The sequence below is a fragment of the Allobosea sp. Root381 genome, from assembly GCF_001429395.1.
Classification (GTDB): domain Bacteria; phylum Pseudomonadota; class Alphaproteobacteria; order Rhizobiales; family Beijerinckiaceae; genus Allobosea.
Genome location: NZ_LMJT01000020.1, coordinates 31,823 through 51,936 on the forward strand (window position 1 = coordinate 31,823; position 20,114 = coordinate 51,936).

Below are 20,114 nucleotides of genomic sequence, written 5' to 3' on the forward strand. Positions count from 1 at the left end.
GGAAACCGCGCGCGGCGGGTTTTCCAGCACGGGGCCGAGTTCGAGCACCGGCTGATCGGCGATGGATGACAAGGCCTGACCTCGATTGCAGCGTCTGTCGGCGCGAGCGCCGTCATGGCTGGTTACCACGCGGCCTGAATTCGCCAAGTCGTTTAATTAGACAGAAAAAATTGTGAAATATCCAATTGAACGCAGTGTCGCGTGGTGTTTGACATACAGAACGATCGGACCTAAAAGGCGGATACGCGCCGATTTGAGCCACCAGCTTGCGGGCGCGAAACAAGTGCAGCTAAAGCGTGGGGTACGGGCATCATCCTGTCGCTCGGTCCCTCCGCACATCGAGAGGACCGTCCATGTCGATCACCCGCCGCCTCGCCCTTGCAGGGCTCGCCGCCGCCTCGATCTCGCTCGCCTCGCAGGCCGCCTTCGCCCAGCCGAAGGAAATCCGCGTCGATTACGCCACATATAACCCCGTCAGCCTCGTGCTGAAGGACAGTGGCATCCTCGAGAAGGCACTGGCAGCGGACGGTATCACCGTGCGCTGGGTGCAGTCGGCCGGCTCGAACAAGGCGCTCGAATTCCTCAATGCCGGCTCGCTCGATTTCGGCTCGACAGCAGGCGCCGCCGCGCTGATCGGCAAGATCAACGGCAACCCGATCAAGTCGATCTATGTCTATTCGCGGCCGGAATGGACGGCGCTGGTCACCGGCGCCAAGAGCGAGATCACCAAGGTCGCCGATCTCAAGGGCAGGCGCGTCGCCGTGACCCGCGGCACCGATCCGCACATCTTCCTGGTTCGCGCGCTCGCGGAGGCCAAGCTGACCGAGAAGGACGTCAGGCTCGTCCTGCTCCAGCATGCCGACGGACGCCTCGCCCTGGAGCGCGGCGATGTCGAGGCCTGGGCCGGCCTCGATCCGCTGATGGCCGCAGCCGAAGTCGAGAGCGGCGCGAAGCTGTTCCACCGCAAGGCGGAAGACAACACCTGGGGCGTGCTCAATGTCCGCGAGGCCTTCGCCAAGGAGAACCCGGCGCTCGTTCGCAAGGTCCTCGCCGCCTATGAGCAGGCGCGCGCGCAGGCGCTGGCGAACCCGGCCGAGCTGAAGAAGACGCTGGTGGCCTACACCAAGCTCTCGGATGCCGTGATCGAGCGCCAGCTGACCCGCACCGAACTCACCCATTCGAGCATCGGCCAGGCCCAGGCCGACACGATCCTTGCCGCCGGCCTTGCCCTCCAGGAAGCCGGCGTGCTGCCCGCGACCGCCGACGTGAAGGCGGTGGTCGACGATCTGCTCGACCGCAGCTTCGCCGTCACGAACTGAGGCGGCAGGGCCGGATGAGCGCGCTCGGCATCGAGGCGGCAGGCACGGCTGAGCAGGGTGGTCCGGCCCGCCCCCGGCCACGCCGCCGGATGCTCGCGCTCGCCGGCTTCGTCCTGCCGGTGCTGCTGGCGATCTTCTGGGAAATCGCGGTTCGGACCGGCCTCGCCAATGGCCGGCTGATGCCGCCGCCCAGCGTCGTCGGCAACACGCTCTGGTCGCTCGCGGCCTCGGGCGAATTGCTCACCCATGCGACAGCGACGCTCTGGCGTGTCGCCGCGGGCTTCGGGCTCGGCGCGGCGGCCGGCACTGTGCTCGGCGCCATCACCGGCGCGCTGCCGGTGGCGCGCAACCTGCTCGACCCCACGCTGCAGTCCCTGCGCGCCATCCCCTCGATCGCCTGGGTGCCGCTCTTCATCCTCTGGCTCGGCATCTTCGAGGCGTCGAAGGTCGCGCTGATCGCGGTCGGCGTGTTCTTCCCGGTCTATCTTGGCGTCGCGGCGGCGATCCAGGGCATCGACCGCAAGATCGTCGAGGTCGGCCGCGTCTTCCGGCTTGGCCGGCTGGCGATGGCGCGCCGCGTGCTGCTGCCGGCGATCCTGCCGGCCTGGATCACGGCGCTGCGCTCGGGCCTGGGCTTAGGCTTCATGTTCGTGGTCGCGGCCGAGATCATGGGGGCGAGCGAGGGGCTGGGCTATCTGCTCGTGGACGGCCAGCAGCTCGGCCGCCCCGACACCATCATCGCGGCCATCATCAGCTTCGCCGTGCTCGGCAAGCTGGCGGACGGGCTGCTCGTCGCACTCACGCGGCCGGTTCTCGCCTGGCAGGACACGGCGCGCGACAAACTCTGAAAGCCCCCTCGATGCTGAGCTTCGAGACCCTGTCCAAAACCTATGCGGACGGCACGCAGGCCCTGTCCGCCGTCACGATCGAGGTCGCTGCCGGGGAAATCCTGGCGTTGGTCGGCGGCTCCGGCTGCGGCAAGACCACGCTGCTGCGGCTGATCGCAGGCCTCGACCGGCCGAGCGCCGGGCGCATCCTCCTGAGCGGCGAGACGATCACCGAGCCGCGCGCTGATGTCGGCGTCATCTTCCAGGAGCCGCGCCTGTTCCCCTGGCTCTCGGTCGCCGAGAATGTCGGCTTCGGCCTGTCGCATCTCTCGGCCTTCGAGCGTGAGGGGCTGGTCACCAATGCGCTCGTCCGCGTCGGCCTCGCCGGTCATGAAGGACGCTGGCCGCGCGAGCTCTCCGGCGGCCAGCAGCAGCGTGTCGCGATCGCCCGCGCTCTGGTGACGCGGCCAAAGCTCCTGCTGATGGACGAGCCCTTCTCGGCGCTCGACGCCACCACGCGCGCCAGCCTGCATGGCCACCTGCTGGCGCTCTGGGCCGAGAGCCGCCCGACCGTCGTGATGGTGACGCATGATGTCGAGGAGGCGGTGACGCTGGCTGACCGCATCGTCGTGATGCAGCCCAAGCCCGGGCGCATCTTCGACGAGTTCGACAATCCGCTCGCCCGCCCGCGCGACCGGCTCTCGCCGGCCTTCGAGGCGGCCAAGCGCGAGATCCTGCGCAGTCTCGATCGGTCGCTGCGCGACGAGGCGCCCCATCAGCAGAAGACGGCCGAGACGGCGGGCATGTGGTGGTAGCCGCGGGCCGCGACAGCAGCTACCAAGGTCACAGTCAGGATCGACGCTGAACCGAGGCAAAACACCCATGGACGTCACCGCTCTGCGCGCCCTCCAGGCCCCGCTCAAGGACGAGTACCGCAACAATCCCGATGCCGCCGTCATCACGCTGAAGGCGAAGGGCGAGCTCGACGACCAGCACATCGCCTGCAAGGTCGAGACCGGCCGCGCCATCGCGCTCGCCGGCCTGCATCCGGCGACCGGCGGCAGCGGCGCCGAGCTCTGCTCCGGCGACATGCTGCTGGAGGCGCTGGTCGCCTGCGCCGGCGTCACGTTGAAAGCGGTCGCGACCGCGCTCGAGATCGAGTTGAAGAAGGGCGTCGTCCGTGCCGAGGGCGATCTCGACTTCCGCGGCACGCTCGGCGTCGCCAGGGATGCCGCCGTCGGCTTCAAGGCGATCCGGCTCTTCTTCGACGTCGAGACCGACGCGCCGCAGGAGAAGCTCGACTCGCTGCTGAAGCTCACCGAGCGCTACTGCGTCGTCTTCCAGACGCTGAACGTGAAGCCGGAGCTCTCTGCTAGCCTCCAGCGCGGCTGAGTACCGCTGCGGCAGCTGATGGAAACGTGACTCGGAGTTATCCGGCGCGTCACGAAGCTGCCGGCCGGCGATGCCTAACAGGTCCCATTGTGACTTTCGCAAGGGACTGACTATGCGTTTTGCCGTTTCCGCCGCCGCCTTCGCGCTGCTCTCCACTGCCGCTGTCGCCCAGACTCCGGGAAGCGAGCGCTTCGGCGCCCGCCTCGAGGGGTTCGATTACGGGCGCGAGGTGAAGACCCATCGCTTCGCCTCGCAGCGGCAGGATGTCGAGATGGCCTATCTCGATGTCGCGCCAACCGGGCAGGCGAACGGGCGCACCGTGGTGCTGCTGCACGGCAAGAACTTCTGCGCCGGCACCTGGGACGAGACGATCAAGACGCTTTCGGGCGCCGGCTTCCGCGTCGTCGCGCCGGATCAGGTCGGCTTCTGCAAGTCGACCAAACCGCAGGGCTACCAGTTCAGCTTCCAGCAGCTCGCCGCCAATACGAATGGTCTGCTTCAGGAGATCGGCGTCGAGAAGCCGATCGTGCTGGGCCATTCGATGGGCGGCATGCTCGCGGCGCGCTACGCGCTGATGTATCCGCAGGCGGTCGAGCGGCTGGTGATGGTCAATCCGATCGGGCTCGAGGACTGGCAGGCCAAGGGCGTGCCCTTCCAGCCGCTGGCTGAGGCCTTCCAGGGCGAGCTCAAGACGAATTTCGAGGGCATCAAGGCCTATCAGCAGCGCATCTACTACAACGGCCAGTGGAAGCCGGAATATGACCGCTGGGTCGGGATGCTGGCGGGGATGTATGCCGGCGAGGGGCGCGAAATCGTCGCCTGGAACCAGGCGCAGACCTCCGAGATGGTCTTCACCCAGCCGGTCGTGCACGAGTTTCCGCGGATCGCCGTGCCGACGACGTTGATGATCGGCGGCCGAGACCGCACGGCGCCGGGCAGCAACCGCGCCACGCAGGAGCTGCAGAAGGAGCTCGGACTTTACGCCGAGCTCGGCCAGGCCGCGGCCAAGGCCATCCCGAAGGCGGAGCTCGTGGCGTTCCCGGAGCTCGGCCATTCGCCGCAGGTCGAGGCCCCGGTCGAATTCCACAAGGCGCTGCTCGCGGCGGTGAAGTAACAGCGGCTCGCGCAGGAGCCTCCGAGAACGCGGCCTTTCACTCTGCCGCGTTCTTCAAGGCCAGCCCCTGGGCGAAGGGCAGAGTCGGCTCGGCTTTGGCGTCGTCGAAGTCGAGCGCGACGATCCGCTCGCCGCGGCTGGTGATCTTGCCGGCCGAGGTGCGGATGCCGGCGACGTCGTCCTGGGCCTGGCGGAAATGCTGGTCGAGCTTCTCGGCCCGCTCGCCGAGGCGTCGCACATCGGCGAGCAGCTTGCCGACCTCGCTCTGGATGACCTGCGCCTCCTCGCGCATCCGCGCATCGCGCACCAGCGACTGCATCAGCTGGATCGCCAATGCCAGCAGCGACGGCGAGACGATCATGATCCGGGCGCGATGCGCCTTCTGGATCACGTCGTCGAAATGCTCGTGCAGATCGGCATAGATCGACTCCGACGGCACGAAGAGCAGGGCGATGTCCTGCGTCTCGCCGGGCAGGAAATAGCGCTCGGCGATATCCTTCACATGCACGCCGACATCGTTGCGCACGCGCGAGCCGGCAGCCTTGCGCGCATCCTCGCCGCGGGCCTCCCGGAGCTGTGTGAAGCTTTCCAGCGGGAACTTGGCATCGATGACGAGGCCGCGCCCGTCGCCCGGCAGCGTCACCAGGCAGTCCGGTCGCCTGCCATTCGAGAGCTGGGGTTGAAACGCGAAAAAGGCGCTCGGGAGGCCGTCGCGGATGATCGCTTCCATACGGCCCTGGCCATAGGCGCCGCGCGCCTGCTTGTTGGCGAGCACGTCCCGCAGCGTCACGACCTCCGAGGTCAGGCTGGTCAGGTTCTTCTGGGCGGTGTCGATGACCGCAAGCCGCTCCTGCAGCCTGCCGAGGCTCTCATTGGTCTGGCGGGTGTTCTGCTCCAGCCCCGCGCCGACCTGCTGGCGCAGGCCGTCCATCCGGTCGGCGACCAGCCGGGCCAGGTCGCCCTGCCGCGTTGAGAGGATCTCGGCCATGGACTGCATCCGCCCTGTCAGCTCGGCCTGGAGGCGGCTCATCTCCGCGACCTTGTCGTCCATCTCGCGGGCCCGCTCCGCGGCCATGGCGGCCTCGAAGGCACGCTGACTGCCGCCACGCCAGGCGGAGAGCGCGACGATCACGAGCAGCGCGAGGCTGGCTATGGCGAAGCCGAGCGCGGCCTCTGCCCAGGTGACGGGCCGTTCGAGCAGTATGAAGGCGATCTCTGTCATCGGGAGAGCCTAGCCGATTCCGGTGAATCAATTCGAACGAAAGCGGAACAGTTTGACCGGCCGCGTGCAAGGGCTTATGTCGCGGCGTCACCACGCCATTTCCGTGCAGAAAAGCCCCCTTCATGGCCATCCGCCCACTCGTCATCCTGCCTGATGCCCAGCTTCGGCTGGTCTCGACCCCGGTCGAGGAGATCACGCCCGAAATCCGCACGCTCGTCGCCGACATGTTCGAGACGATGTACGACGCGCCGGGAATCGGCCTCGCGGCTATCCAGATCGGCGTGCCGAAGCGCGTCGTGACGCTCGACGTCGCCAAGCGCTCCGAGGAGGACGAGGCCGCGGAGGCGGGCGAGGACGAGGAAGGCGCAGGCGCCGATCAGGAAGCGCGCGACAAGCAGCCCCGCAACCCGATGGTCTTCATCAATCCGGAGATCACCTGGTCGTCGGAGGAGCACAGCGTCTACGAGGAAGGCTGCCTCTCGATCCCTGAATACTACGAGGAGGTCGAGCGCCCGGCCTCTGTCAAGGTCAGGTACATGGACCTCGACGGCAAGGAGCAGGAGATCGAGGCTGACGGGCTGCTGGCGACCTGCCTGCAGCACGAGGTCGACCATCTCAACGGCGTGCTCTTCATCGACTATCTCTCGCGCCTCAAGCGCGAGCGCGTCACCAAGCGCTTCGCCAAGCAGGCCAGACGCTAGGCGGAGCCAAGGTACGCAACGTCCTCAGCCCTCATCCCGAGGAGCTGCGGGCTCTCGCCCGCTCCTCACGATGAGGGCTCGTATGATCATTGACCGGCGGGCGCTACCAGCCGAACCGAGGTAAGTCCGACCTATGAGCCTGCGCGTTGTTTTCATGGGCACGCCCGATTTCGCGGTGCCGACCCTCACCGAGATCATCGGGCAGGGCCACGAGGTCGTCAGCTGCTACACCCGTGCGCCTGCGCAGGCCGGGCGCGGCCTCGATCTGAAGCCGTCTCCCGTGCACAAGGCCGCCGAGCGCTTCGGCATCCCGGTGTTCACGCCCAGGACGCTGAAGACGCCCGAGGCGGCCGAGCAGATCGCCTCGCATCAGGCCGATGTCGCCGTCGTCGTCGCCTATGGCATGATCCTGCCGCAGGCGATCCTCGACCTGCCGGAGCTGGGCTGCCTCAATCTCCACGCCTCGCTGCTGCCGCGCTGGCGCGGCGCGGCGCCGATCCAGCGTGCCGTCATGGCGGGCGATGCCGAGAGCGGCGTCTGCGTCATGAAGATGGAGGCAGGCCTCGATACCGGCCCGGTCGGAATGGTCGAGCGACTGGCGATCGGCCCGGACATGACCGCTGGCGAACTGCACGACCAGTTGGCTCCACTCGGCGCGGACCTGATGGTGCGGGCACTGGCGGCACTGGGCCGCGGTGGCTTGCGCTTCACGCCGCAGCCGGAAGAGGGCGTGACCTATGCCGCCAAGATCGGCAATGCCGAGGCCAAGCTGAACTGGGCCCGCCCGGCGAAGCAGGTGCATGATCTGGCGCGGGGCCTTTCGCCGTTCCCGGGCGCTTTTGCCGAAATCGACCTCGGCAAGGGGGCGGAGCGCCTCAAGGTCCTGCGCACGGCTCTTGCGGGAGGGGCGGCCGAGCCTGGCATGCTGCTGGACGACGAGGGCACGGTCGCCTGCGCCGAAGGCGCCGTGAAGCTGCTCCAGGTCCAGCGTGCCGGCGGGCGGCCGATGAGTGGCGCCGAGTTCCTGCGCGGCGCGAGGCTCGCAGCCGGCGCGAAGCTCTGATGCCGCGCTACAAGCTGGTCATCGAATATGACGGCACGCCCTTCTCGGGCTGGCAGCGCCAGCTCAACGGGCAATCTGTGCAGCAGAGCGTCGAGGAATCGATCGAGGCCTTCTGCGGCCACGCCGTGCGGCTGCACTGTGCCGGGCGAACCGATGCCGGCGTCCACGCCACGCATCAGGTCGCCCATGTCGACCTCGACAGGGAGTGGCGCACCGATGTCGTGCGAGACGCGGGCAATGCCCGGCTGAAGCGCCTGCCCGTCGCGATCGTCAGCGCCGAGGCGGTGCCGGACACGTTCGATGCGCGGATTTCCGCCATGCGGCGTTACTACATCTACCGCATCATCGACCGGCGTGCCCAGCCGGCGCTCGACCGCGACCGGCTCTGGCATGTGCCCGTCAAGCTCGACCACGAGGCGATGGATCGCTCGGCCAAGGCCCTGCTCGGCCATCACGACTTCACCACCTTCCGCGCGGCCGAATGTCAGGCCAACAGCCCGATGCGGACGCTGGACCGGCTCGATGTGAGGCGGGAGGGCGACGAGATCGTGGTCTACACGCATGCCCGCTCCTTCCTGCACCACCAGGTCCGCTCGATCGTCGGCTGCCTCAAGATGGTCGGCGCCGGGCGCTGGCCGGAGAACAAGCTGGGCAAGGTGCTGGCGGCACGCGACCGCTCGCAATGCGCCGCGCTGGCGCCGTCCTGCGGGCTCTATCTCGCAGGCGTCGATTACCCGAACGACGTTTGAGGCCTCGCGTTTCGCGCCAAGATCAGAAAAGCCCGAACAGCCGGATCACGCCATAGTCCAGCACGATGCTGGCGACGACCAGGGGCAGCGCGATGGCGCGGCCTTCCGGGCCGAAGGCGGCGCGCGCCACGCAATATCGCAGTCTGAGCACGATCCCGACAAAGAAGGCCGATTGCACCAGAGCGAGCTGCGGCGTCGACCAGCCGATCGCGAAGACCGCGGCCGGGACTGCCATCAGGCTGGCCGAGACGATGCCGGCCCAGTTCCAGGCGATGACGAAGCTGGTGAAGCGCGATGCCTGGGCAAGCGCGGGCCGCAGCGCGATCAGCAGCGCCGGCACGGCGAGGATGGCGAGGCAGAGCGCTCCGACGACCGCCAGCACCAGCGTCGGAGCGGTGAAGAGGCCGGCGCTGTTCGGCAACCCGGCCATCAGGCGCGCAGCGGCGAGGATCGCGATCGTCGCGGGCAGCATCAGCGCGAAGGCGAGGTAGGAGCGCCAGAACCCGTCCCGGCTGAGGTCGAGCTCGGAAAGGGCTTCGGCGCCACGGGTCATCAGGTGCCAGGAACCTCGCAGCGAGCGCGCGATGTCGTCGGCTGCTAGCCTCATCACGGTCTCCATCATCCGCGTATTAGACTTTCGTCTAACGATGATAATGGCCCGTGGTTCCAGCGCGTCAAGCGGAGGGGGGCTCTGCGAAATAGCTGGCGAGTAAACGATGCGTGATCCGCTCCAGTGCCAGCAGGTCCGCGACCGCGACGCATTCGTTCACCTGATGCATGGTCTGGCCGACAACGCCGTACTCGACGACCGGGCAGTAGCTCTTGATGAAGCGCGCATCCGAGGTCCCGCCCGTGGTCGAAAGCGCCGGGCGCCGGCCCGTTTCGGCCTCGACGGCCGCGGCGACCAAGGCGACGAAGGGGCCGGGCTCGGTGAGGAAGGCGACCGCATTGGTCGGCTCGAAGCCGATCTCGTACCGCACGGCGTTGCCGGCCGCCTCGCGCAGGCGCCGCTCGATCTCGGCCGCGAGCGATTCCGGCGTCCAGACATCGTTGAAGCGGATGTTGAACACGGCCTTGGCCTGGGCCGGCACGACGTTCGACGCGGGATTGCCGACGTCGAGGGTGGTGAATTCGAGATTACTCGGGTCGAAATGCGTGGTGCCGCCGTCGAGCGGCGTAGCATCGAGTGCTGCCAGCAGCCGCACCATGCCGCGGATCGGGTTCTCGGCGAGATGGGGGTAGCCGACATGGCCCTGCTTGCCGTGGACCGTGAGCCGCCCGGTCAGCGATCCGCGCCGGCCGATCTTGATCATGTCGCTCATCGAGGCCGGGTTGGTTGGCTCTCCGAGCAGGCAGTGGTCGAAGCGCTCGCCGCGTGCGTGCGCCCATTCGAGCAGCTTCACGGTGCCGTTGACCGCCGGCCCCTCCTCGTCGCCAGTGACGAGAAAGGCGATCGAGCCGGGCGCGTCCGGATTCTCGCGCCGGAAGCGCAGCGCCGCGCTGGCCATCGCGGCCAGCCCGCCCTTCATGTCGCAGGCGCCGCGGCCATGGAGCACGCCGTCAGTGACTTCTCCGCCGAATGGGTCACGCGTCCAGGCCGCCGCATCGCCGACCGGCACGACATCGGTATGGCCGGCGATCACGAAGACGGGAGCCTCCGTGCCGATCCGGGCATAGAGGTTCTCGACCTCGGGCGTGCCGGGTGCGCTGAAGACCGGCCGCTGCACGCTGTAGCCTTCGGCCGCCAGCACTGCCTCCAGCAGGGCCAGCGCCCCGCCTTCATGCGGCGTCACCGATGGGCAGCGGACCAGCGCCTGCGTCAGGGCGACCGGGTCGAGGGGATCGAAGTCGGGGCGTGGGAGCGGGCTTGTGTCCATGCCCCCGCTTTAGCATCCGGGCCGTCGGCCGCAAGCGCTTCACCGCCCTTGGCCGAAGGCATCAGGCCGAGATCGACCAGGGCGAAGAGCCAGGCGATCAGCGACACCGTGTCGAGCGACGGCGCCCAGGCATAGGGCAGCCAGGGCTGGAGCTGGCCAGGCAGCACGATCGCGCAGATCAGCGCGATTCCGTAAAGCCCGCTGCTGCCTCGATCCACGGCCCGCTTGGCCGCGAGCGCAGCCCAGGGGAACAGCGCGAAGGCATGGGCGAATGCGACCGCCCGCCCGGCATCATGCCCGAACAGGGCAGGGGCCATTTGCTGGACCCCGAGCAGGAGGAACGCCATCAGCGCGCTGCCCAGCCAGAAACGGGCGAGGCCGATGCGTCCGTCGAAGTCTGTCAGCAGGCGGAAAAGGGACATCGTTCGGGCTCCGATGCTGCCTTTCTGCCATGCCGCGGCGGCGGCGGGAAGCTTATGGTGAATAAAAGGTTAACGCAGTCACTAAAGCCTCGTTGCAGAAAAGGCTTGAATGCCGCGTGCCGCACCGCTAGCTGCGGCGGCAGGTGTTGGCATTCCGTAGGCGAGACAGGGCGTGGCGCGGTCATGCGAGCCACCCGGTCGAGGGGCCGCGGATGCCCGAGCGAGGTTTGCGACATGACCATCCGTTTCCATCGCGGCGACCTGCCTGACGGGTTCGATGCCGGCGCCAGCGTGGCGATCGACACCGAAACCCTCGGCCTCAACCCGCACCGGGACCGGCTTTGCGTCGTCCAGCTTTCGCGCGGCGATGGCACCGCGGATGTCGTCCAGATCCCGAAGGACGGCGAGCGTCCGGCCAATCTCGTACGGCTGCTTGAGGACCCTGCGGTCCTCAAGCTGTTCCATTTCGCGCGCTTCGACATCGCCGTGCTGCGCCATGCCTTTGGCGCCGTGACAGGCCCGGTCTACTGCACCAAGATCGCCTCGAAGCTCGCCCGGACCTATACCGACCGGCACGGCCTGAAGGACCTGGTACGCGAGCTGCTCGGCATCGACCTCTCGAAGCAGCAGCAATCCTCGGACTGGGGCGCGGACACGCTGAGCGAGGCCCAGCTCGCCTATGCGGCCTCCGACGTGCTGCATCTCCATGCGCTGCATGCGCGGCTCGAGGCCATGCTCGCCCGCGAGGGGCGCAGCCATCTGGCCAGGGCCTGCTTCGATTTCCTGCCGTTCCGGGCCGAGCTCGATCTGAAGGGCTGGCCGGAGACCGATATTTTCGCGCATACTTGACAAATTCCAAGCCATCCAGCGTCAGTCTGGCTGAACGTGAGCGGCGCGAGGGCGCGCGCCGGCGACACGAAAAAGCCGTTAGCGACTGCCATTGCGCGGGACATGACTGTGGCGATGACATCGAATGATTGGGCCGCCCGCCCCGATGGGTCCTTTGCGCGCCGGCAGGCGGCCTTCGGTGCCGCGCGGCGGCACACCATGCTGGTGCATGTCCTTCGCCGCGTGATCCCGTTCGGCGCGGGCCTCGCGGTACTCGCCGTGGTCGTCACCCCGTTTCTCAATCCGCTGCAGGGCGTCGCCAGCGTGTCGCTCGGTGCCGTCGGGATCTCCGAAGGCAAGGTCAAGATGGATACGCCGCGCCTTTCGGGCTACCGCCAAGGCAACCGCCCCTATGAGGTGCGGGCCGAGGCTGCACTCCAGGAGATCCGCAACCCGACGCAGGTCGAGTTGCAGACGCTGACGGCCAGGCTGCAGATGGAGCGCGAGGGCTGGGTGACGGTGAACGCCAAGACGGGCCATTTCGACACGCAGAAAGAGAGCCTGCGGCTCGTCGACGATGTCCGGGTTACGACCGAGGCTGGCTACGACATCCGCATGCGCACCGCCGATGTCGACTTCAAGAGCGGCACGGTGGTCTCGAAGGAGCCGGTGAAGGTGAGCCTCGGCACGACGACGGTCGATGCGGACACCTTGGACGTGAAGGATAATGGCGCGCTGATCGCTTTCCAGGGGCGCGTACGTGTCTACATTCCCAACGCGCCTGCCGGCGTGATCGCCGGCCCCGAGCGGGAAGGCAGCACGCCGGCTCCGGAATTGCTTGCGCCCGGCCGCGAGGCATCCGGAGACGCATCGAAGGCGCAAGGCCAGGCGAATGGGGTGGGACAGTAAGATGCAGACGGACATGAGCCATTTCAGTCCGCCCGGGATTGGCGGCGCCTTCCGTAAGGGCGTGGCAGTGGCGGCTGCGGCCATGGCGCTGCTCGCCTTCCTGCCGCAGGACGGCTTCGCCCAGCAGGGCCGCGGCCGCAGCAACACGTCGGGCTCCGCGCTCGGCGGGCTCGGCGGCGACAGCAAGGAGCCGATCAAGATCGATGCCGACAAGCTCGACGTGCTCGACAAGGACAACCGGGCCGTATTCAGCGGCAATGTCGTCGCTGTTCAGGGCGAGACCACCGTCCGCTGCTCGATCATGACGGTGTTCTACGAGGGGCGCGGCGGCCAGCAGGCAGGGGCTGCGCCCGCGCCGGCGGCCACCGCGGCGCCGGCCGCAGGTGGTGCGCCCGGGCAATCGAATGACAGCTCGATCAAGCGGATCGAATGCAAGGGGCCTGTCACCGTCGTCTCGAAGACCCAGGCTGCGACCTCCGACAATGCGGTCTTCGACCGCGCCGCCAACAAGGTCATCATGACGGGCAATGTCGCCCTGAACGACGGCCCCAACATCACGCGCGGCGAGAGGCTGACCTACGACACGGTCACCGGCGTCGCCAAGGTCGAGGGCGGGCGCGTGCAGGGCTTCTTCGTGCCGAACGCGGCCGAGGGCGCCAAGCCGGGCGAGAAACCCGCCGCAGGAACGCCCGCCAGACCGGCGGCGCCCGGCAATTGAGCCGGCGTCGCGCCGTGGCGCTCCGGCGCTGTTTGGCGACCCGCGAAGAGCAACTCCAGAACAGGCGCAGCCGACTGCCGTGACGACGTCCCACATGCCGCAATCCGACATGCCGCAAGCCGATGTGGCGTCAACCGAGCCGGCTCCGGTTTACCGGCGCGGCGGGGGGCTGTTCGGCCGCCTGTTCGGTCGCGCTGAAAGCGCCGCCGGACTGCGCTCGGCCGAGGCTGCGGCGATCGGCGGCCAAGGCATTCTCGCGGTGAGCGGCCTGCGCAAGAGCTATGGCGGCCGCACCGTCGTCACCGATGCGAGCCTGTATCTGCGCCAGGGCGAAGCTGTCGGGCTTCTTGGCCCGAACGGCGCCGGCAAGACGACGATCTTCTACATGATCACGGGTCTGGTCGCGGCCGATCTCGGCACGATTTCGCTCGAAGGCCACGACATCACGAAGCTGCCGATGTACCAGCGCGCGCGCCTCGGCATCGGCTACCTGCCTCAGGAGGCCTCGATCTTCCGTGGCCTCAGCGTCGAAGACAACATCCGCGCGGTGCTCGAGGTGGTGGAGCCGGACCGCAAGGCCCGCGAGCGCCAGCTCGACCAACTGCTCGAGGAGTTCACCATCGCCCGCCTGCGCAAGGCGCCTTCGATCGCGCTCTCGGGCGGCGAGCGGCGGCGCTGCGAGATCGCGCGCGCGCTGGCCGGCAAGCCGTCCTTCATCCTGCTCGACGAGCCTTTCGCCGGCATCGATCCGATCGCGGTCGGCGACATTCAGGCGCTGGTGCGGCAGCTCACCGACCGCGGCATCGGCGTTCTGATCACGGACCATAACGTCCGCGAGACGCTCGGTCTCGTCGACCGCGCCTACATCATCCATACGGGCCGCGTGCTGACCGAGGGCTCTCCGGCGGAGATCATCGCCAACCCGGACGTTCGCCGCGTTTATCTCGGCGAGGACTTCAGGCTCTGAGCGCTCTCTCCGACGGCTCGGTCCTCGGAAGCGAATCGATACCGATCATGCGGCGGAGCTGCCGCATTTCCAGCGCATGTTGCGGTGCGGCAATTTTCCTGCACAATGCGCAGGCAAGGCTTTGACGTGCCTGCTGGACGGCGCTAGTCTTCCGTCGAAGCAAAAAGCGTGCCGACGCGGCGCGCTGGCGTGAAGAGGTCTATGCCGACATGGCGATGATGCCGCGCATGGAGTTGCGACAGGGCCAGTCCCTGGTCATGACACCGCAGCTGCTGCAGGCGATCAAGCTCCTGCAGCTGTCGCATCTCGAACTTCAGAACTTCGTCGAGGGCGAGCTCGAGCGCAATCCGCTGCTGGAACGTGACGAGGCCGGCGACGGTCCGCTTCATGCCAATGGAACCGACAGCCCCCATGCTGCCGATCCCGAGAGCTTTGCGCGGGCGGAGAGCCTGCACAGCCAAGACGGCATGGAAGAGCGCCTGGGCACCAGGCTGGACAACGTCTTCCAGGGCGAGCAGCCCAGCGTGGCGCGGCTCGACAGCCGCGGTGCCGACAGCCTGCCGATCATCGGCGGCGCCTATGGTGGCAGCGGCGGCTCCTTCGAGGAGGGCGCGGAGGGCTTCGAGAGCAGCCTGACCGCCGAGGCCTCGTTGCGCGACCATCTCGGCGCGCAGTTGGATCTTGCGATCCAGGAACCGGCCGAGCGGCTGATCGGCCAGCACCTCATCGATGCGGTCGACGATTCCGGCTATCTTACCGAGCCCGTGACCGAGATCGCGGAGCGGCTGGGGGCTTCGGTCGCCCGCGTCGAGAGCGTGCTGCGCATTGTCCAGGGCTTCGATCCTTCCGGCGTCGCGGCGCGCGACGTCGCCGAATGCCTCGCGATCCAGCTGCGCGATCGCGACCGCTTCGATCCCGCGATGCAGGCGCTCGTCGCCAATCTCCACCTCGTGGCCAAGCGGGACTTCGCCGCGCTGAAGCGCCTTTGCGGCGTCGACGACGAGGACATCGCCGACATGGTCTCGGAGATCAGGCGGCTCGATCCCAAGCCGGGCCGGGGCTTCGGCGGTTCCGCGGCCGAGACGGTGGTGCCGGACGTCTTCATCCGCGCCGCGCCGGACGGCTCCTGGCTGGTCGATCTCAACCCCGACACGCTGCCGCGCGTCCTGATCAACCAGACCTACCATGCCCGCGTCTCAGGGGCTGCCCGCAACGATGTGGACAAGGCCTTCATCGCCGAATGCCTGCAGACGGCGAACTGGCTCACCCGGTCGCTGGAGCAGCGCGCCCGCACCATCCTGAAGGTCGCGAGCGAGATCGTGCGCCAGCAGGACGGCTTCTTCGCCCATGGCGTCGAGCATCTGCGCCCGCTCAACCTGAAGACGGTGGCGGATGCGATCGGCATGCATGAATCGACCGTTTCGCGCGTCACCTCGAACAAATATCTGATCTGCTCGCGCGGCATTTTCGAGATGAAATACTTCTTCTCCGCCGCGATCGCTGCCACGGGCTATGGCGAGGCGCATTCGGCCGAGGCCGTGCGTTTCCGCATCCGGCAGATGATCGACGACGAGGCTCCGGCCGAGGTGCTCTCCGACGATGCGATCGTCGCGCGGCTCAAGGCCGGCGGCATCGATATCGCACGCCGCACCGTGGCAAAATACCGCGAATCATTGCGGATTCCTTCGTCGATGGAGCGTCGGCGGGAGAAAGTCGCCATGGCCATGGGCGGTCGCTGAGGCCGGCGCAAGGCAGACGTGTTCGTTTGCGCCATGTCATTGACATCCCCGGGGGGCAGTTCTTAGCTCCTAGTGATGGCCACCTCCCAGGCCATGGCTAAACAAGGGGAAGCACTCCATGAGCTTGCGAATCTCCGGCAGGAATCTCGATGTCGGCGAGGCCCTGCGCGGTCAGGCAGAGTCCCGTGTCGCCGCCGCTCTCGGCAAATATTACGAAGGCGGTTTTCAGGGGCATGTCACCGTCGGCAAGGATGGAACTGCCTTCAAGACGGACGGCGTCCTGCATCTTTCTTCGGGAATCACGCTCGAGGCTTCGGGCACGGCGCACGACGCCTATGCCAGCCTCGACAAGATGGCGGAGCGCATCGAAAAGCGGCTGCGCCGCTACAAACGCCGGCTCAAGGATCGCTCCGCTTCGACCAATGGCCGCGAACCTGCCGCCGAAATCCCCAGCTATGTGATTGCCGCGCCAGACGAGGAAATCGAGGAGGTCGAGTTCGGGACTGGCGGCGATAACCCCGTCATCGTGGCCGAATCGACCAAATCTCTCCATGTCCTGACGATCAGCGACGCCGTAGCGGAGCTCGATATGACCGGTGCGCCGGTGGTGATCTTCCGGCATGCTGGCAATGGCCGGACGAACGTCGTATACCGCCGCCGCGACGGCAATATCGGTTGGATCGATCCGCCGTCTGCTCTGTCGTAGGCTTGGCGGGCGACCGCGCAGGCCCCGAACCTGACCCTGCCGCAATGCTCGCGTGAGCGCGGCACGGGACATGCATTGGACTGGCGCATGACGCTGATCGATCTCTTGACTCCCGCAGCGGTGATTTCTCCGTTGCGGGCCCATGGCAAGAAACAGGCGCTGCAGGAACTGGCACAGCACGCGGCGCTGGCCACCGGCCTGCCCGAGCGCGACATCTACGAGTCGCTCCTGCAGCGCGAACGCCTGGGCTCGACCGGCATCGGTGACGGGATCGCCATCCCGCACGGACGCATGCCGGGCATCGACCGTCTGGTCGGGCTCTTCGCCCGCGCCGAGAAGCCGATCGATTTCGACGCGCTCGACGGCCAGCCGGTCGACATCATCTTCGTGCTGATCGCACCCGAAGGGGCTGGCGCGGACCATCTCAAGGCGCTGGCCCGCGTCGCGCGCGTGCTTCGCAACCAAGCGGTGCTCGAACAGGTCCGCAGCATCCGCGATCCCGCCGCGATCTACGCCGTGCTGGCGGAATCGGCGGCGCAGGCAGCCTGATCGCGGCCCGCGCACCCTGCTGCGCCACGTCGGCGCGGCGGGCCGGCGCCTTCTCTGGCATTTGACCAGATCGCAACTTCGTCTATTCGGTGCCGCGACCTTCATGCCCCGCCGGGCCGAGGGGCGCCGTTTCAATGTCGGAGTGCTGCCGATGGCCTACACGCATGTCGATCTCTTCCCGCTCGGAAAGGACGAGACGCCCTATCGCAAGCTGGGCAGCGAGGGCGTGTCGGTTCAGAAGATCGGCGACCGCGAGGTGCTGAGCGTCTCGCGCGACGCGATCCGCCGCCTTAGCGAGCAGGCATTCATCGACATCAACCATCTGCTGCGCCCGGGCCATCTCGCGCAGCTCTCCAAGATCCTGGCCGATCCGGAGGCGACCTCGAACGACAAGTTCGTCGCCTACGACCTGCTCAAGAACGCCAACATCGCCGCAGGTGGCCTCCTACCGATGTGCCAGGATACCGGCACCGCCATCATCATGGGCAAGAAGGGCCGCATGGTCTGGACGGAAGGGCAGGACGAGGAGGCCCTGGGCGAGGGCGTCCATGACGCCTATCTCAAGCGCAACCTGCGCTATTCCCAGGTCGCAGCCCTCTCCATGTTCGAGGAGAAGAACACGGCGACCAACCTGCCGGCGCAGATCGACATCTATGCGGAGGGTGAGGACGCCTACAAATTCCTGTTCGTCGCCAAGGGCGGCGGCTCGGCGAACAAGACCTTCCTCTTCCAGGCGACTCCCTCGCTCCTGACCAAGGACCGGATGATGGCGTTCCTGAAGGAGAAGATCCTGACGCTCGGCACGGCGGCCTGCCCGCCCTACCATCTCGCCATCGTCATCGGCGGCACCTCGGCCGAGCAGAACCTGAAGACGGTCAAGCTCGCCTCGACCAAATATCTCGACGCTCTGCCGACGCAAGGATCGCCCTCGGGCCATGCCTTCCGCGATCTGGAGATGGAGGAAGAGGTCCACAAGCTGACGCAGGCGCTTGGCGTCGGCGCCCAGTTCGGCGGCAAATACTTCTGCCATGACGTGCGCGTCATCCGCCTGCCGCGCCACGGCGCCTCGCTGCCGATCGGGCTCGGCGTCTCCTGCTCGGCCGATCGTCAGGCCAAGGGCAAGATCACGAAGGATGGCATCTTCCTCGAAGCGTTGGAGACCGATCCGTCGAAATACCTGCCCGAGGTCGAGGACGCCTCGCTCGGCGGCGACGTCGTCAAGGTCGACCTCAACCGGCCGATGAGCGAGATTCTAGCCACCCTGACGAAGTACCCGGTCAAGACGCGGCTTTCGTTGACCGGCACGATTATCGTCGCGCGCGATTCCGCCCATGCCAAGATCCGCGAGCGGCTCGAGACCGGGCAGGGCATGCCCGACTATTTCAAGAACCATCCGGTCTATTACGCCGGCCCAGCCAAGACCCCAGAAGGCATGGCGTCGGGCTCCTTCGGGCCGACCACGGCCGGCCGCATGGATTCCTTCGTCGACCAGTTCCAGTCCTTCGGCGGCTCGATGGTGATGCTGGCCAAGGGCAACCGGTCCGCGGCGGTGCGGGAAGCCTGCAAGGCCCATGGCGGCTTCTATCTCGGCTCGATCGGCGGCCCGGCAGCCCGGCTCGCGCAGGACTGCATCCGCAAGGTAGAGGTTCTGGAATATCCCGAGCTCGGCATGGAGGCCGTCTGGCGCATCGAGGTCGAGGACTTCCCGGCCTTCATCGTCATCGACGACAAGGGCAACGACTTCTTCAAGGAGCTTAACCTCGGATGAGGCACCTCGCGACGGCCGCCCTCGCTCTGCTGATGCTCGTGCCGGCGCAGTTCGCCTCGGCGCAAGCGCGGCCCGCGACCTGTTCGCGCGACCTCTTCCAGAACGAGGGCGGGATGCACCGGCAGCAGACGCGGCTTTCCGCCGTGGCCAACGCCGACCAGGCGACGCAGTGCCGGACCTGGCGTGAGCATGTCGGCTTCCTGCAGAATGCGCGCGCGGTCTTCGCAAGCTGCCAGGCCGGGCGCGAGCGCGAGCAGAGCGTCGCCTTGATGGATTCCGAGCTGGCGGATTACCGCGCGCTGCTCGCCAATCGCTGCGGCGGCAGGCGCTGACCATTCCCGAACTGGAAAGAACGCAGATGACCGACCAGCCGCAATCGCCTCTCGGCGTCGCCGTCCTGCCCGTGACGCCGTTCCAGCAGAACTGCTCGCTCATCTGGTGCATGAAGACCAGGCAGGCCGCCATCGTCGATCCCGGCGGGGATGTCCCGCTGATCCTGGGAGCGCTCAAGGAGATCGGCGTGACGCCGGCCGCGATCTGGCTGACCCATGGCCATCTCGACCATGCCGGCGGTGCCGCCGAACTGGCAGAGACGCTGTCGGTTCCGATCATCGGGCCGCATGAGGCGGACAAGTTCCTGCTCGACGACCTGCCGACGGCGGGGCTGCGCTTCGACATCCACGACATGCGCGCGGTCGCGCCGGCGCGCTGGCTTGCCGAAGGCGACGAGATCTCGGTCGGCGAAGTCGTCTTCTCCGTGCAGCATGTGCCCGGCCATACGCCCGGCCATGTCACCTTCTTCCAGAAGGATCTGCGCTTCCTGCTGGCGGGCGACACCGTCTTCGCCGGCTCGGTCGGCCGCACCGATTTTCCCTATGGCAGCCACGAGACGCTGATCGCCGGCATCAAGGGAAAGCTGCTGCCGCTCGGAGACGACGTGCAGTTCCTGCCCGGTCACGGCCCGGCGAGCACGCTGGGCGAGGAACGGGCGAGCAATCCGTTTCTGCAAGGATGATACGAAAAGACCCGCAGCGGAAATCCGCTACGGGCCTCGGGATGAACCAACGGCCATGTCCTGAACGGGTGCGCGTACATCCGGCGTCAAACGTTCGGCTCATGGCCGTCTTCTGCGGCGCTGGAAGGCTGTGGAACGCCCTCGACATCGCCGTGCGCCTGAGATGGGGAAGCGGTCCTGACCTTTCAAGGGCCGCTGCGGAAATTGTTCTCGCAGCGGCGGCGATTCC

The 20,114-nt window shown here is 67.4% G+C and carries 22 protein-coding genes; 18 read left to right on the forward strand and 4 right to left on the reverse strand.

All coding sequences use genetic code 11. The annotated features are described in order from the left end of the window. Positions 1–353 precede the first annotated feature (353 nt). The 5 genes from ASE63_RS16370 (at position 354) to ASE63_RS16390 (ending at position 4,652) form a co-directional block, all read left to right on the forward strand. Complete coding sequence (locus tag ASE63_RS16370; protein WP_056803363.1) at positions 354–1,319, forward strand: aliphatic sulfonate ABC transporter substrate-binding protein; 966 nt, start codon at positions 354–356, stop codon at positions 1,317–1,319. A gap of 89 nt (positions 1,320–1,408) precedes the next feature. Continuing rightward, positions 1,409–2,167 carry an ABC transporter permease gene (locus ASE63_RS16375; protein WP_244491426.1) on the forward strand — a complete coding sequence of 253 codons (759 nt, stop codon included), beginning with the start codon at positions 1,409–1,411 and terminating at the stop codon, positions 2,165–2,167. Between the two features lie 11 nt (positions 2,168–2,178). Continuing rightward, positions 2,179–2,961, forward strand: a complete 783-nt coding sequence (locus tag ASE63_RS16380; RefSeq protein ID WP_056803370.1) for an ABC transporter ATP-binding protein — start codon at positions 2,179–2,181, stop codon at positions 2,959–2,961. A 67-nt stretch (positions 2,962–3,028) separates the two neighbouring features. Further along, a complete protein-coding gene (locus ASE63_RS16385; protein WP_056803372.1) occupies positions 3,029–3,538 on the forward strand; it encodes an OsmC family protein in 510 nt (169 codons plus the stop codon). 112 nt (positions 3,539–3,650) lie between these two features. Then, positions 3,651–4,652 carry an alpha/beta hydrolase gene (locus tag ASE63_RS16390; RefSeq protein ID WP_056803375.1) on the forward strand — a complete coding sequence of 334 codons (1,002 nt, stop codon included), beginning with the start codon at positions 3,651–3,653 and terminating at the stop codon, positions 4,650–4,652. A 37-nt stretch (positions 4,653–4,689) separates the two neighbouring features. Here ASE63_RS16390 and rmuC read toward each other — a convergent pair whose 3' ends face one another. Beyond that, complete coding sequence (gene rmuC, locus ASE63_RS16395) at positions 4,690–5,874, reverse strand: DNA recombination protein RmuC (RefSeq protein WP_056803379.1); 1,185 nt, start codon at positions 5,872–5,874, stop codon at positions 4,690–4,692. Between the two features lie 122 nt (positions 5,875–5,996). Between rmuC and def the strand changes: the two genes are divergently transcribed. The 3 genes from def to truA all read left to right on the forward strand — a co-directional run bounded on the left by def (position 5,997) and on the right by truA (position 8,387). Further along, positions 5,997–6,575 carry a peptide deformylase gene (def, locus tag ASE63_RS16400; RefSeq protein WP_056803382.1) on the forward strand — a complete coding sequence of 193 codons (579 nt, stop codon included), beginning with the start codon at positions 5,997–5,999 and terminating at the stop codon, positions 6,573–6,575. Positions 6,576–6,708: 133 nt separating this feature from the next. Beyond that, positions 6,709–7,638, forward strand: a complete 930-nt coding sequence (fmt, locus tag ASE63_RS16405) for a methionyl-tRNA formyltransferase (RefSeq protein WP_056803385.1) — start codon at positions 6,709–6,711, stop codon at positions 7,636–7,638. Then, on the forward strand, positions 7,638–8,387 hold the full coding sequence (gene truA, locus ASE63_RS16410; protein ID WP_056803387.1) for a tRNA pseudouridine(38-40) synthase TruA: 750 nt from the start codon (positions 7,638–7,640) through the stop codon (positions 8,385–8,387). Before fmt ends, truA begins: the two co-directional genes overlap by 1 nt. A gap of 22 nt (positions 8,388–8,409) precedes the next feature. Here truA and ASE63_RS16415 read toward each other — a convergent pair whose 3' ends face one another. The 3 genes from ASE63_RS16415 to ASE63_RS16425 all read right to left on the reverse strand — a co-directional run bounded on the left by ASE63_RS16415 (position 8,410) and on the right by ASE63_RS16425 (position 10,686). Further along, entirely contained in the window at positions 8,410–8,994 is a 585-nt protein-coding gene (locus tag ASE63_RS16415; RefSeq protein ID WP_156410416.1) for a hypothetical protein, read from the reverse strand. A gap of 67 nt (positions 8,995–9,061) precedes the next feature. Then, positions 9,062–10,264, reverse strand: a complete 1,203-nt coding sequence (gene dapE, locus ASE63_RS16420; RefSeq protein ID WP_056803394.1) for a succinyl-diaminopimelate desuccinylase — start codon at positions 10,262–10,264, stop codon at positions 9,062–9,064. Further along, positions 10,207–10,686, reverse strand: a complete 480-nt coding sequence (locus ASE63_RS16425; RefSeq protein WP_056803397.1) for a DUF805 domain-containing protein — start codon at positions 10,684–10,686, stop codon at positions 10,207–10,209. The genes dapE and ASE63_RS16425 overlap by 58 nt, the downstream gene beginning before the upstream one ends. Before the next feature lie 234 nt (positions 10,687–10,920). Between ASE63_RS16425 and ASE63_RS16430 the strand changes: the two genes are divergently transcribed. The 10 genes from ASE63_RS16430 to ASE63_RS16475 all read left to right on the forward strand — a co-directional run bounded on the left by ASE63_RS16430 (position 10,921) and on the right by ASE63_RS16475 (position 19,885). Further along, positions 10,921–11,535, forward strand: coding sequence for a ribonuclease D (locus ASE63_RS16430; RefSeq protein ID WP_056803400.1), 615 nt, complete (start codon positions 10,921–10,923; stop codon positions 11,533–11,535). Positions 11,536–11,649: 114 nt separating this feature from the next. Continuing rightward, positions 11,650–12,423 carry an LPS export ABC transporter periplasmic protein LptC gene (lptC, locus tag ASE63_RS16435; protein WP_056803403.1) on the forward strand — a complete coding sequence of 258 codons (774 nt, stop codon included), beginning with the start codon at positions 11,650–11,652 and terminating at the stop codon, positions 12,421–12,423. A 13-nt stretch (positions 12,424–12,436) separates the two neighbouring features. Continuing rightward, positions 12,437–13,141 carry an LptA/OstA family protein gene (locus ASE63_RS16440; RefSeq protein ID WP_244491424.1) on the forward strand — a complete coding sequence of 235 codons (705 nt, stop codon included), beginning with the start codon at positions 12,437–12,439 and terminating at the stop codon, positions 13,139–13,141. A 94-nt stretch (positions 13,142–13,235) separates the two neighbouring features. Further along, positions 13,236–14,108 (forward strand): LPS export ABC transporter ATP-binding protein, encoded by an 873-nt coding sequence (gene lptB, locus ASE63_RS16445; RefSeq protein WP_056803410.1) that lies wholly within the window; start codon positions 13,236–13,238, stop codon positions 14,106–14,108. A gap of 209 nt (positions 14,109–14,317) precedes the next feature. Continuing rightward, on the forward strand, positions 14,318–15,847 hold the full coding sequence (gene rpoN / locus ASE63_RS16450) for an RNA polymerase factor sigma-54 (protein WP_056803413.1): 1,530 nt from the start codon (positions 14,318–14,320) through the stop codon (positions 15,845–15,847). Between the two features lie 118 nt (positions 15,848–15,965). Beyond that, positions 15,966–16,553 carry a ribosome-associated translation inhibitor RaiA gene (gene raiA, locus ASE63_RS16455; protein ID WP_056803418.1) on the forward strand — a complete coding sequence of 196 codons (588 nt, stop codon included), beginning with the start codon at positions 15,966–15,968 and terminating at the stop codon, positions 16,551–16,553. A gap of 87 nt (positions 16,554–16,640) precedes the next feature. Then, the gene (ptsN, locus tag ASE63_RS16460; protein ID WP_056803468.1) at positions 16,641–17,102 is read left to right on the forward strand and encodes a PTS IIA-like nitrogen regulatory protein PtsN; all 462 of its coding nucleotides are present in this window, start codon (positions 16,641–16,643) and stop codon (positions 17,100–17,102) included. A gap of 151 nt (positions 17,103–17,253) precedes the next feature. Continuing rightward, a complete protein-coding gene (locus ASE63_RS16465; RefSeq protein WP_056803471.1) occupies positions 17,254–18,870 on the forward strand; it encodes a fumarate hydratase in 1,617 nt (538 codons plus the stop codon). Further along, complete coding sequence (locus ASE63_RS16470; RefSeq protein ID WP_056803421.1) at positions 18,867–19,202, forward strand: hypothetical protein; 336 nt, start codon at positions 18,867–18,869, stop codon at positions 19,200–19,202. The genes ASE63_RS16465 and ASE63_RS16470 overlap by 4 nt, the downstream gene beginning before the upstream one ends. Before the next feature lie 26 nt (positions 19,203–19,228). Further along, positions 19,229–19,885 (forward strand): MBL fold metallo-hydrolase, encoded by a 657-nt coding sequence (locus ASE63_RS16475; protein ID WP_056803425.1) that lies wholly within the window; start codon positions 19,229–19,231, stop codon positions 19,883–19,885. Positions 19,886–20,114 lie beyond the last annotated feature (229 nt).